Source organism: Streptomyces sp. NPDC023527, from assembly GCF_055560115.1.
Map to the genome: position 1 here is coordinate 1 of NZ_JBVHJJ010000003.1, position 12,313 is coordinate 12,313.

General features: G+C 72.1%; 10 protein-coding genes. 2 read left to right on the plus strand and 8 right to left on the minus strand.

Annotated features, from left to right (window positions below; all coding sequences use genetic code 11):
* Positions 1–365: 365 nt before the first annotated feature.
* Together ACZ303_RS06900 and ahcY are read right to left on the minus strand one after the other, a co-directional pair.
* Positions 366–980: a hypothetical protein gene (locus ACZ303_RS06900; RefSeq protein ID WP_467335846.1), complete on the minus strand. Its 615-nt coding sequence runs from the start codon at positions 978–980 to the stop codon at positions 366–368.
* 93 nt (positions 981–1,073) lie between these two features.
* The gene (gene ahcY, locus ACZ303_RS06905) at positions 1,074–2,531 is read right to left on the minus strand and encodes an adenosylhomocysteinase (RefSeq protein WP_467335848.1); all 1,458 of its coding nucleotides are present in this window, start codon (positions 2,529–2,531) and stop codon (positions 1,074–1,076) included.
* Positions 2,532–2,947: 416 nt separating this feature from the next.
* Between ahcY and ACZ303_RS06910 the strand changes: the two genes are divergently transcribed.
* Positions 2,948–4,957, plus strand: a complete 2,010-nt coding sequence (locus ACZ303_RS06910; protein ID WP_467335850.1) for a fructose-specific PTS transporter subunit EIIC — start codon at positions 2,948–2,950, stop codon at positions 4,955–4,957.
* 78 nt (positions 4,958–5,035) lie between these two features.
* Here the strand turns inward: ACZ303_RS06910 and ACZ303_RS06915 are convergent, their stop codons facing one another.
* The 6 genes from ACZ303_RS06915 to ACZ303_RS06940 all read right to left on the minus strand — a co-directional run bounded on the left by ACZ303_RS06915 (position 5,036) and on the right by ACZ303_RS06940 (position 11,573).
* Positions 5,036–6,004, minus strand: coding sequence for a cation diffusion facilitator family transporter (locus tag ACZ303_RS06915; RefSeq protein WP_467335852.1), 969 nt, complete (start codon positions 6,002–6,004; stop codon positions 5,036–5,038).
* Positions 6,005–6,050: 46 nt separating this feature from the next.
* Positions 6,051–7,298 carry a mannose-6-phosphate isomerase, class I gene (gene manA, locus ACZ303_RS06920; RefSeq protein WP_467335854.1) on the minus strand — a complete coding sequence of 416 codons (1,248 nt, stop codon included), beginning with the start codon at positions 7,296–7,298 and terminating at the stop codon, positions 6,051–6,053.
* A gap of 98 nt (positions 7,299–7,396) precedes the next feature.
* Positions 7,397–8,551 (minus strand): SIS domain-containing protein, encoded by a 1,155-nt coding sequence (locus ACZ303_RS06925; RefSeq protein WP_467335856.1) that lies wholly within the window; start codon positions 8,549–8,551, stop codon positions 7,397–7,399.
* An 82-nt stretch (positions 8,552–8,633) separates the two neighbouring features.
* Positions 8,634–8,819 (minus strand): Trm112 family protein, encoded by a 186-nt coding sequence (locus ACZ303_RS06930; RefSeq protein WP_467335858.1) that lies wholly within the window; start codon positions 8,817–8,819, stop codon positions 8,634–8,636.
* Between the two features lie 806 nt (positions 8,820–9,625).
* Positions 9,626–10,984 carry a phosphomannomutase/phosphoglucomutase gene (locus ACZ303_RS06935; protein WP_467335860.1) on the minus strand — a complete coding sequence of 453 codons (1,359 nt, stop codon included), beginning with the start codon at positions 10,982–10,984 and terminating at the stop codon, positions 9,626–9,628.
* Positions 10,985–11,090: 106 nt separating this feature from the next.
* The gene (locus tag ACZ303_RS06940; RefSeq protein ID WP_467335862.1) at positions 11,091–11,573 is read right to left on the minus strand and encodes a DUF3499 domain-containing protein; all 483 of its coding nucleotides are present in this window, start codon (positions 11,571–11,573) and stop codon (positions 11,091–11,093) included.
* A gap of 227 nt (positions 11,574–11,800) precedes the next feature.
* Here ACZ303_RS06940 and ACZ303_RS06945 point away from each other — a divergent pair, with 227 nt between their 5' ends.
* Positions 11,801–12,286 (plus strand): metallopeptidase family protein, encoded by a 486-nt coding sequence (locus ACZ303_RS06945; protein ID WP_467335864.1) that lies wholly within the window; start codon positions 11,801–11,803, stop codon positions 12,284–12,286.
* Positions 12,287–12,313 lie beyond the last annotated feature (27 nt).

Below are 12,313 nucleotides of genomic sequence, written 5' to 3' on the forward strand. Positions count from 1 at the left end.
TACCAGATCCGTTTTCCGTTCCGTTCCCGGTTCGGATTTCATCTCCGGCCCCCTGTTGGAGCGGGGTTTGCCTTCTTGCTTTCGCTTTCCGGCTTGGCCGACTTTATCAGAAGCTTTCCGGGCCGAGCTAATCGGCCTTTTCGCTTCCGCCAGGGAATCGGGGTGTCTCCGTGCGAATTCAATCCGCCACCGGAGCGCTGTAGATACTATCCGTAGCGGTTGAACTTGTCCAGTTCTCCCGCCAACCGTTCGAATCTACCTCCCCCCGCGACCTGTGTCAACAGGTTTTGTGGGGCGAGGAGGACAGTACCAGCCCGAGCGGGTGCGACGCACATCCACGGCCCAGTAGTGGAGCGGGCTCCGGCTCAGGCGAAGGAGGATGGGGGGGTCTCCAGCTCCTCCAGCTCGACGCCGGGCGCCGCGAGGACCACGTCGCCGGCCAGGTGCACGGTCTGCACCTCACCGGTCTCCAGGTCGCTGACCTGGTACTCGTCCACGTCCAGCGGGCCGTTGTCAGTGGCGTGTGCTGTCCTGTCGACCAGGGCCCACGCCTGGTCGAGGGTGCGGGGGGCGAGTACGGGGGAGGTGAAGCCGACGAGGCGGATCCGCTTGGCGCCTTCGCCGGGTGCGAGCCGGAGCAGGCGGGACAGGGCCACGTAGAAGGCCGGGGAAGCGCCCGTGAAGGCATGCGCCGCGACGTTGCCCTCCGTCCCGTGCTCGCCGGTCGGGTCGGTGCGTACCCAGGTGACGCCGTCGAGGGCCGCGCCCCGTACCTGCCAGCTCGCCGCGTGGAGCTGGAGGCGGATGGGGCGGCCGAGGTCGTCGAGGGTGAGGTCGACGGAGCCGGCGTGGTCGCCGGCGGGGGTGGTGAGCTGCGAGACGTAGCGCCAGCCGGAGGGGCCGGTGGCGCAGTGGAAGTGTTCCGCGCCGAGGGGGGTGTGGTCGTGCGGGTCATAAAGGGAGTAGCGGCCGCGAGGCATGTGGGGGTCCTTGACGGGAAGCGGACAGGCCCCCGCCGAGGAGGGCGGGGGCCTGGCTACCGGCTTGTCACGCGGGTGGCGCGGTCAGTGGGCTCAGTAGCGGTAGTGGTCGGGCTTGTACGGGCCCTCGACCGGGACGCCGATGTAGGCGGCCTGCTCCGGGCGGAGCGTGGTCAGCTTGACGCCCAGGGCGTCGAGGTGGAGCCGGGCGACCTTCTCGTCCAGGTGCTTGGGCAGCACATAGACGTCGGTCGGGTACGACTCCGGCTTGGTGAACAGCTCGATCTGGGCCAGCGTCTGGTCCGCGAACGAGTTGGACATGACGAAGGACGGGTGACCGGTGGCGTTGCCCAGGTTCAGCAGACGGCCCTCGGACAGCACGATCAGGACCTTGCCGTCGGGGAACGTCCAGGTGTGGACCTGCGGCTTGACCTCGTCCTTGACGATGCCCGGGATCTTCGCGAGACCGGCCATGTCGATCTCGTTGTCGAAGTGACCGATGTTGCCCACGATGGCCTGGTGCTTCATCTTGGCCATGTCGGCGGCCATGATGATGTCCTTGTTGCCCGTGGTGGTGACGAAGATGTCGGCGATCTCGACGACATCGTCCAGGGTGGTGACCTGGAAGCCGTCCATCGCCGCCTGGAGGGCGTTGATCGGGTCGATCTCGGTGACGATGACCCGGGCGCCCTGGCCGCGCAGGGACTCGGCGCAGCCCTTGCCGACGTCGCCGTAGCCGCAGACGACCGCGACCTTGCCGCCGATGAGGACGTCGGTGGCGCGGTTGATGCCGTCGATGAGGGAGTGGCGGCAGCCGTACTTGTTGTCGAACTTCGACTTCGTCACGGCGTCGTTCACATTGATCGCCGGGAAGAGCAGCGAGCCGGCCTGCTGCATCTCGTACAGGCGGTGGACGCCGGTGGTGGTCTCCTCGGTGACGCCGCGGATCTCCGACGCCAGCTGGGTCCACTTCTGCGGGTTCTCACCGAGGGTGCGGTTCAGGACGGTGAGGATCTGCGCGTACTCCTCGCTGTCCGCGGTGGACGGGTCCGGGGCCGCGCCGGCCTTCTCGAACTCGACGCCCTTGTGGACCAGGAGCGTGGCGTCGCCGCCGTCGTCCAGGATCATGTTCGGGCCGCCGGTGACGGTGCCCGGCCAGGTCAGCGCCTGCTCCGTGCACCACCAGTACTCCTCCAGGGTCTCGCCCTTCCAGGCGAAGACCGGCACGCCCTGCGGGTCCTCCGGCGTGCCGTTCGGGCCCACCGCGATGGCGGCGGCCGCGTGGTCCTGGGTGGAGAAGATGTTGCAGGACGCCCAGCGCACCTGAGCGCCCAGCGCCACCAGCGTCTCGATGAGCACGGCCGTCTGCACCGTCATGTGCAGCGAACCGGTGACACGGGCGCCGGCCAGCGGCTGCGCCTGCGCGTACTCCTTGCGGATCGCCATCAGACCGGGCATCTCGTGCTCGGCGAGGGTGATCTCCTTGCGACCGAAGGCCGCCAGCGACAGGTCGGCGACCTTGAAGTCCTGACCGGTGGAGGTGGTGGTCATACGGGCTGCTCCTCCTGAAGGGGCGAGCGAGGGTGTGGGTACGACTGGGCACGCGGTCAGGCTGCCTGCCGCAGAAGCGACAGGACCTGGACAGAGGCCGTCAGAGTTGACGCACCTGTCCCCTGGCCGCAGCGCAGTCCGTCGGAGGCCCTCTCTCCCTCGGCCGGTCCGTCGCGCGGGCCGCCCGACCGCCATCAGCAGCGACGTCTGGCTCTGGTCACGAATCTACACCGGGGGCCCGGCGAACCCCAGCCCCACTCGGCCCTGTTCCGGTCAGGGGGCGAGTTCCTTGCGGACGGCGGCACCTGATGGTCCGGCAGGTCATCCCTTTGCTCCGCAGGTCACGTGTTGCAGGATGCGAGCAGCGCGAGGAAGCGGCACGCTCCACGCGCGCGTTGAGTTGTGAGGAGATCCACGTGATCAGTCCGGCCGATCCTCCCGAGGGCGCTTCCCCCGAGGACACCTCCTCCGGCGGCGCGGGCGCCGGGGGGCCGGGACTCAGACTGCTGGCCGTGACGGCCTGTCCGACCGGCATCGCGCACACGTACATGGCCGCGGAGAAGCTGGCCCAGGCGGCGCAGGCGCTCGGCCATGTGATGAAGGTGGAGACCCAGGGGTCGATCGGGGCCGAGAACGTCCTCACCGACAACGATGTCAGCCAGGCCGACGGCATCATCGTCGCCGCCGACAAGGACGTCGACCTCAGCCGCTTCGTGGGCAAGAGGGTGCTGTCGGTCGGTGTCGCGGAGGGCATTCACCATCCGGAGCGGCTCATCGAGCGGGTGCGGAGGGCGCCCGTGTACGAGGACGGCCGGGGGTCCGGCGGGAGCGGCGGTGGTGCCTCCCTGGCGCTGGACGGCGGCAGGGAGCGCGGCGCCGTCTACAAGGCGCTGATGAACGGCGTCTCGTACATGATCCCGTTCGTCGTCGTCGGCGGGCTGCTGATCGCGGTGTCGCTGGCGCTGGGCGGGCACACCACGCCCGAGGGGATCGTCTTCGAGAGCTCCTTCTGGAAGTCCGTCAACGACATCGGCGTCATCGGCTTCACGCTCATGATCCCGATCCTGTCCGGCTATATCGCCTACGCCATCGGTGACCGGCCCGCACTCGTGCCGGGCATGGTCGGCGGCTGGATCGCGGGCCACGGGGAGCTGTACGACAGCAAGGCGGGCGCGGGCTTCATCGGGGCGATCGCCACCGGGTTCCTGGCCGGTTATCTGGTGCTGTGGATCAAGAAGATGCGGGTTCCGGGGTTCGCCCGCCCGATCATGCCGGTCATCGTGATCCCGATCGTGTCGACGACCGCGCTCGGCCTGTTCTTCGTCTATGTCATCGGCCGGCCGATCGCCTGGGTCTTCGAGCACCTGACCAGCTGGCTGAGCGGCCTGACCGGTACGAGCGCGGCGCTGCTCGGGGTGCTCCTCGGCTTGATGATCGCATTCGACATGGGCGGGCCGGTCAACAAGACGGCGTTCCTCTTCGGCGCGGGTCTGGTCTCCCGGAACCCGGAGATCATGGGCATGTGCGCGGCGGCCATCCCGGTGCCGCCGCTCGGTCAGGGTCTGGCGACGGTGGTGCGGCGCGGGATGTTCACGGCGCAGGAGCGGGAGACCGGGTTCGCGGCGCTGTTCATGGGGTTCTTCGGGATCACGGAGGGCGCGATCCCGTTCGCGGCCGCCCGGCCGGCCCGGGTCATCCCCGCGAACATGCTCGGCGGCGCCGTGGCGGGTGCCGTCGCGGGCCTCGCGGCGGTCAAGGACTCCGTGCCGCACGGCGGTCCGATCGTGGCGGTGCTGGGCGCGGTCGGCGGGGTGCCGATGTTCTTCGTGGCCATCGCCATCGGCGCGGTGGTGACGGCTCTGACGACGGTGACCCTGATGGCGCTGGGCACTAGGACACCGGCGGGGGTGACGGGTGTGGCGGCGGCCGCGGTGCCCGCCGTGCGCCCGGTGGCGGCCGGCAGTCCCGCTTCCACCCTTTCCGGCCATCTCTCCGCGTCGGCGGTGCGGCCGCTGCTCGCCGCCGGGACGAAGGAGGCGGCGATCCGCGAGCTGGCCGAGCTGCTGGCCGCCACCGGGAAGGTCCGTGATGTCGACGGCCTGGTCGCCGCCGCGCTGGCGCGGGAGGCGCTGGGTACGACCGGCCTGGGTGAGGAGATCGCGATTCCGCACGCCAAGACGGACGCGGTCTCGGCGCCCGTCGTCGGCTTCGCGCGGTCCGCCGAGGGCGTCGAGTGGGGCTCGCTGGACGGTACGCGGGCCCGCCTGGTCTTCATGATCGCGGTGCCGGAGGCGGCCGCGGGCGACGAGCACCTGCGCATCCTGGCGATGCTCTCGCGCAAGCTGATGGACCCCGGCTTCCGGGAGCGGCTGCTGGTGGCCCCGGACACCACCGCGCTCATAAGGGTCCTGGGCGAGATCGAGTAGGCGCACGGCGTCGCACGTGAAGGCCCCCGCACCGTCCTGGGTGCGGGGGCCTTCACGTACGTACGCCATGCGGTGTCGTCAGTGGCGGTTCGGGCCGCCGGGGGTGGTGGCGGGGTCCTCGCCCGCGGCGGCGGCCTCCGCGCTGTAGATGTCCGGTTCCAGATAGATCACCCGGGCGATGGGCACCGCCTCGCGGATCCTGGCCTCGGCGGCGTCGATGGCCCGCGCGACCTCCACGGCGGTGTCGTCGTGCGGCACCGCGATCTTGGCGGCGACGAGCAGTTCCTCCGGGCCCAGGTGCAGCGTGCGCATGTGGATGACGGCGGTGACCGTCTCGCCGTCGACGGCGGCGGCGCGGATCCTCGCCACCTGCTCGGGGCCGGCGGCCTCGCCGAGGAGCAGCGACTTCGTCTCGGCGGCCAGGACCAGCGCGATCAGGACGAGCAGGGCGCCGATGCACATGGTGCCGATGCCGTCCCAGATGCCGTCGCCGGTGGCGAGGGTCAGGCCGACGCCGGCGAGGGCGAGGACGAGGCCGACGAGGGCGCCGAGGTCCTCCAGCAGGACGACGGGCAGTTCGGGTGCCTTGGCCGTCCGGATGAACTGGCTCCAGGACTGCTTGCCGCGCAGCTCGTTGGACTCCTTGACGGCCGTGCGGAAGGAGAAGCCCTCCGCGAGGATCGCGAAGACGAGCACACCGATCGGCCAGTACCAGTGTTTGAGCTCGTCCGGTTCCTTGATCTTTTCGTAGCCCTCGTAGAGGGCGAAGACGCCACCGATCGTGAACAGCACGATGGAGACGAGGAATCCGTAGATGTAGCGCTCTCGGCCGTAGCCGAAGGGGTGTTCCTCGCTCGCCTTCTTCTGCGCCTTCTTGCCGCCGAGCAGGAGCAGCGCCTGGTTGCCGGAGTCGGCGACCGAGTGCACCCCTTCGGCGAGCATCGACGGCGAGCCGCTGAACGCGAACGCGACGAATTTCGCCACGGCGATGGCCAGATTGGCGCCAAGCGCGGCGACGATGGCCTTGGTTCCGCCTGTTGCACTCATATGTGCGGGATGTCCCTTCCGCCCCAGCAGTTGCTTTGCTCTTCCTTTACGGCGGGCCATTGTTGCAGCCGCCGGGCGGAGTTACGGCTCGGACCGCGACTGTGGCGCGGAACACCGTGGCGCCGTCGCCGGCGAGCTCGACGCGCTCGTCCGCCCGTACGAACGCGGACTCGCCCCGCCCGAGGGGGAGCTCGGTGCCGTCGGCGGCGCGGAGCACGGCGGAGCCGGTGGTGCACAGGAGGATCTGCGGGGTGCCCCCGGGCAGGGCCGCCGGCGTCTCCGAGGCGGGTGCGAAGACGTAGCGGGAGAGGCGGAACTCGTCGGTGGGCGTCGCGTAGACCTCCTCGCCGCCGGCGTCGGCCTCGGGGCGCAGGACGGCCGGGGTGGTGCTCTCGAAGCGGACGACGCGCAGCAGTTCGGGGATGTCGATGTGCTTGGGGGTCAGACCGCAGCGGAGCACATTGTCCGAGTTGGCCATGATTTCGACGCCGAAGCCGTCGAGGTAGGCGTGCGGGACGCCGGCGCCCAGGAACAGCGCCTCGCCGGGGTGGAGGCATACGTGGTTGAGGAGCATGGCGGCGATCACACCGGGGTCGCCGGGGTAGTGGCGGGCGAGCCCGGCGTAGGCGGCGTACGCGGCCCGGTGCGGCCCGTCCTCGGCGGCGAGCCGCTCGGCGGCGGCGGTGGTGGCCGCGACGGTCTCCGCGATGGCGGCGGGTTCGGCGCTGAGGACCGCGGTGAGGACCTCGCGCAGGGCGTCCGACTCGGGCCGGGCGTGCAGGAGGTCCACGTACGGCTTGAGGGGATCGACGTCGAGGGCGGCGAGCAGCTCGGCGGTCCTGTCGGGGGCGCGGAAGCCGCACAGGCCCTCGAAGGGGGTGAGGGCGCAGAGCAGTTCGGGCTTGTGGTTGGCGTCCTTGTACGTGCGGTGCGGCGCGTCGTGCGGGACGCCGCGCGCCTCCTCGTCGGCGAAGCCGGCCCTGGCCTGTTCGAGGTCGGGGTGGACCTGGAGGGAGAGGGGGGACGCGGCGGCGAGGAGCTTGAAGAGGAACGGCAGCCGCGGGCCGAAGCGCCGGACGGCGGCGGCGCCGAGCTCGGCCTCCGGGTCGTCGGCGATGGCGTCGCACAGCGGGCGCGGGCCGTCGCCGCGGTCGACGCGGGAGGGGGCGCCGGGGTGGGCGCCCATCCACAGCTCGGCCTGGGGCTCGCCGGTGGGGGTGGTGCCGAGGAGTTCGGGGATCGCGGTGGTGGATCCCCACGCGTAGGGGCGCACGGTGTTGGCGAGGCGGTCCATGGGCGCGGTTCCTGACTGTTCGTACGGGCTGATGTCCGGTGGTGGGGCCTGGACACGGCCTTTGTGCGGCGGCCTTCTGGGGCCTTTCTACGGGCCGTCTACGGGGTGGAGGCGAGGGCCAGGTAGACGGCGGCGAAATCCGTGATGGCGAGCAGCTCCGCGGCGGTCTCCAGCGCGGTCTCCGCGTCGACCGCCTCCAGCTCGCTGACGGGGGTGTCGCGCTGGAGGGCGAGCTCGCGGGCGGCGGGGGCGGGCGAGGTGACGTCCGGTTCCTGCTCGCGTAGCAGGACGACCCGGACGTGCAGCGCCTCGGGCTCCTCCACCCGGTCGCGGAAGAACTCCTCCGGGTCGGCTCCGGCCGCGAAGTCCCCGGCGAGCAGCGTGCCGTGCAGGGTGAGCGCCTCGGGGAGCTCGGCAGCGAGCGCGGGGCGGCCGGCGAGCGCGGCGAGGACCGTGGCGAAGTGCCGGCCGGCCGCGCCGGCGAGCTCGCCCTCGGTCCAGATCAGGGGGAGGGTGTCCGCCAGCTCGGCCGCGAGGGTCTTGGCGGGGTTGCTGTACGTGGCGATGGCCGGGCCGCAGCGCTCGGCGACCTGGTCGAGCCGGTCGGCGAGCGACTCGATCGCGGAGGTGTCCGCGGCGAGCAGGCCGATGCGGTCGGCGAGGGTCAGCAAGGGGGTGAGCAGCGACCAGAGCAGGCCGGGGCCGATGGGCAGTGCGACCCTGCCCCTGGGGGGCTCCTCGCTCGCCAGGGACTCGCTCGGGGAATTGGTGAGCGGGATCGCCAGGCCGCGGGCCTGAGCGGTGGCGTCGGCGAGCGGCGAGCCGGCCGGGCTGACGCAGACGACGGAGCAGCCGCGCCGGTATGCCTGTTCGAGGAGGATGGCGAGGCCGGGTTCGGTGCCGTCCGGGCTGGCGACGAGCAGCAGGTCGAGCGGGCCCGTCCAGCCGGGGAGCGTCCAGAGCAGGGCGCCGGGGGCGGGGGCGACGCCGGTCGGGCGGATCAGGGAGACGGGCGCGCTGCCGCCGGCGAGGGCGGTGAGCAGGTCGGCGGTGCAGCCGGCGGCGGGGCCGGGGCCGGCGACCAGGACGGCGCGCGGGCGCCCGTCCGGCCGGAGACCGTCTATGCCCGCTTCGACGCTGTTCCGCGCGGCCGTACGGACCCGGGCGCCGGATTCGGCGGCGCCGCGCAGGAGTCCGTGGACATCGGCTCGGGACAGGGCGTCGGGGTCATCGAGGAGTGACTCGTCGAACACCGTTGATCAGCCTCCGATCGCCGTGGCGTACGCCGCGGCCTGCGGGCCGCCCTGTGGCGTGCGCCTCAGGGCGGGGGCGGGGTCAGGCCGGGCGCCGGGCCTCGTCCACGAGCAGGACGGGAATCTCGTCGCGCACGGGGTAGGCCAGGCCGCAGCTCTGGCTCTGGCACACCAGCTCGGAGCGCTCCTCGGAGGCGGCTTCCTCACGGAGGGGGGCGTGGCACGCCGGACAGGCGAGGATCTCCAGGAGACCGGCTTCGAGCGGCATGGGGGGTTCCCTTCGGGATGTGCGTGTTCTGTCCGGCCAGCGTAGTCGTTCCCACTGGGGGTGGCGGAGATATGGGTGGGGTGGCCCCGGGGGTGTGGCCGGCGCCGCCGGGCGGTCGCCGTCGCGGCGGGGAGTACCGGCGGACCGGAACCGCCGCCCGCACCCGGCGGGACGGGGATCCCGGAACCGCCGGGCGCCGCGATTTCGGCACCGCCGGGCCGCGGCGTGGTGGCCGGTCGCCGTCGCGGCGGGAAATCTGCAGCGGACCGGACCCGCTCTGCCCCTGCCCCTGCGGTGGCGCTGCCCGGCCCGCGGGGCGCCGCTCCTGCGGCCGGTGATCTCGGCACCGCCGGGCCGCGACGTGGTGGCCGGTCGCCGTCGCGGCGGGGAGTTGCCGGCGGGCCGGCCCGCCGCCCAACCTTTGGGTGACGAGGCTCCCGGCACCGGGATCCGGTCTGCGGAGCGCCGCCCTTGCGGCCGCGATTTCGGCACCGCCGGGCCACGGCCTCGTGGCTGATCGCCGTCGCGGCGGAGAGTTGCTGGCGGGCCAGGCCGCCGCCCGCACCCCCGCCGGACAGGGGTCCCGGGGCCGCCGGGCTCGGAGCGCCGCCCTCGTCGCGGTGATTTCGGCACCGCCGGGCCACGGCCTCGTGGCCGGTCGCCGTCGCGGCGGGGAGTTGCTGGCGGACCGGAACCGCCGCCCGCACCCCCGCCGCGGCGGTGGCCCACCGGCGCCGTCCGGCGCCGCCCCGTGCTCAGCGGAACCCGGCCGCCCCGCCCCCGAGTTGCGGGCGGGCCCCCGCCCGCTACGCGCGGACGATCGACAGGACCTCGTCGCGGATTCGTGCCACCGTTTCGGGGTCGCGGGCCTCTACGTTCAGGCGGAGGAGGGGCTCCGTGTTGGAGGCGCGGAGGTTGAACCACCAGTCGGGGGTGGTGACCGTGAGGCCGTCGAGGTCGTCGAGGTCGGTGTTGTCGCGGCCCTCGTACGCCGCGCGGACGGCGGCGGCGCGGTCGGCCTGGTCGGCGACGGTGCTGTTGATCTCGCCGGAGCCGGCGTAGCGGTCGTACTGCCGGACGAGCTCGGACAGGGTCCCGCCCTGGCCGCCGAGCGCCGCCAGGACGTGCAGGGCGGCCAGCATGCCCGTATCGGCGTTCCAGAAGTCGCGGAAGTAGTAGTGCGCGGAGTGCTCGCCGCCGAAGATCGCGCCGGTGCGGGCCATTTCCCCCTTGATGAAGGAGTGCCCCACGCGCGTACGGACCGCCTTGCCGCCGTTCTCCTTGACGACCTCCGGCACCGACCACGACGTGATCAGGTTGTGGATGACCGTGCCGCCGGGGTGCTTGGCCAGCTCGCGGGCGGCGACCAGGGCGGTGATCGCGGACGGGGAGACCGGCTCGCCGCGCTCGTCGACGACGAAGCAGCGGTCGGCGTCGCCGTCGAAGGCGAGACCGATGTCGGCGCCGGTCTCGCGGACCTTCGCCTGGAGGTCGACGAGGTTCTTCGGGTCGAGGGGGTTGGCCTCGTGGTTGGGGAACGTGCCGTCGAGCTCGAAGTACATCGGCGTCAGGTCGATCGGCAGGGCGTCGAACACGGTGGGCACCGTGTGTCCGCCCATGCCGTTGCCGGCGTCGACGACGACCTTCAGCGGCCGGATGGCGCGCAGGTCGACGAGCGAGCGCAGATACGCGGCGTAGTCGGTGAGGACGTCCCGCTCGGTGATCGTGCCGGCGGTGGCGGTGGGCGCGGGGGCGCCCGTCTCCGCCCAGCCCTCGACGAGCGTGCGGATCTCGCCGAGGCCGGTGTCCTGGCCGACCGGAGCGGCACCCGCCCGGCACAGCTTGATGCCGTTGTACTGCGCGGGGTTGTGGCTGGCCGTGAACATCGCGCCGGGCATGTCCAGTTGGCCGCTGGCGAAGTAGAGCTGGTCGGTGGAGCACAGGCCGATGCCGGTGACGTCCACGCCGCGCGCCGCCGCGCCCCGCGCGAAGGCGCGCGAGAGGCCGGGCGAGGACGGCCGCATGTCATGGCCGACCACGATCGCGTCCGCGCCGGTCACCTCGGCGAACGCGGCACCGAACAGCTCGGCCAGCGCCTCGTCCCACTGGTCGGGGACGACGCCGCGCACGTCGTACGCCTTCACGATCTGCGACAGATCAGCCACAGCCAACCCCTCCTGGAGTCCGGTACGGGGGAACAAACCTACCCGGACGGACTGACAATCCGGGACGCCGGACGGGTGAGAACGGGGGTGACAGGACGTCGAGGCGTCAGGAGTCGGGTGAACGCAGCACCCTGAGGTGGCCTCGGCGGGCGACCTCCATCGGGTCGGCCTCACGGCCGTTGGGCCCGACGGCGCCCGGCGTGTGCGGGCTCGCGAGACGTTCCTGCGGGCGGGCCGCCTCGCGCACGGCGTTGGCGAGCGCTTCGAGGTCGTCACCGCTGGGCCGGGAGGGGCCGCTGTCGAGGGCGAGCCGGACGACGTCCCAGCCACGGGGCGCGGTCAACCGCTCGGAGTGCTCGGCGCACAGGTCGTAGCAGTGGGGTTCCGCATAGGTGGCGAGCGGTCCGAGAACGGCGGTCGAATCGGCGTAGACGTACGTCAGCGTCGCGACGGCCGGGCGGCCGCACGCGGTGCGCGAACAGCGACGTACAGGGCTCACGAGGTTGGACGGTACCGCACTCTTGAGCGGTCCGCGACGACACTCCCCCGGCTCACTCCCCCGTGTCGTCCCGGTTCGTCCCGTGGACACCGTTTCCGCACCGGTCGGTTGACCTGCACGGAGTCCCTGGAAGCAGGCGCCGTTCGGGGCGAAAACTGTCATGTACCCACCTGCACTGTGTCATTCGGCATGCGTCATCCGATCCCGCGCCTGGCCGTAATTGATCGCAGAGGTGACCGAAATGTTCATCCGGCGACATGCCGTGGATGCGCGATCACCGCGTGCGCGCGGCCGGCCGGCGGATACCCTCAGGAGTGATGGACAGCCCTGTACCTCCTCGCCGCTCCGAGCCTCGCCCGCGCCACCGCGACCGCCACGGACGGGGCATGCGCGGCCCGATCGCCCCGCCCCAAGTGCCCTTGTCGGTCAGCCGCGGCGAGGCGTTCGTGGATCTGGTGCACGACTCGGCGGAGCGGCTGGAGCGGCGCTGGCCGCAGCTCTCCGCGGTCGACTTCGTCGTACGCGAGGTGCCGGTCACGCTCCGCGACTCCCCGGGCACTTCCGGCGACCCGGACGGGCTGGACGTCTTCGACTTCGACGGCGAGTCCGTGCCGCTGGGCCGGTACGTCGCCGCCCACGGTGACGCGCCCGACCGGATCGTGATCTACCGCCGCCCGGTGGAGATCCGCACCAAGACGCGCGACGAGCGCGCCCTGCTCGTGCACGAGGTCGTGGTGGAGCAGGTCGCCGAACTCCTCGGGCTCGCCCCGGAGTCGGTGGATCCGCGCTATGGACAGGACTAGCGCTCCCGGAAGGAGCGTCCGCCGCGG

Excerpts from the sequence above, each read along its gene's own strand:
- ACZ303_RS06900 (WP_467335846.1), bottom strand. The coding sequence starts at position 980 with ATGCCTCGCGGCCGCTACTCCCTTTATGACCCGCACGACCACACCCCC.
- manA (WP_467335854.1), bottom strand. The coding sequence starts at position 7,298 with ATGGACCGCCTCGCCAACACCGTGCGCCCCTACGCGTGGGGATCCACC.
- ACZ303_RS06930 (WP_467335858.1), bottom strand. The coding sequence starts at position 8,819 with ATGCCGCTCGAAGCCGGTCTCCTGGAGATCCTCGCCTGTCCGGCGTGC.
- ahcY (WP_467335848.1), bottom strand. The coding sequence starts at position 2,531 with ATGACCACCACCTCCACCGGTCAGGACTTCAAGGTCGCCGACCTGTCG.
- ACZ303_RS06945 (WP_467335864.1), top strand. The coding sequence starts at position 11,801 with ATGGACAGCCCTGTACCTCCTCGCCGCTCCGAGCCTCGCCCGCGCCAC.
- ACZ303_RS06915 (WP_467335852.1), bottom strand. The coding sequence starts at position 6,004 with ATGAGTGCAACAGGCGGAACCAAGGCCATCGTCGCCGCGCTTGGCGCC.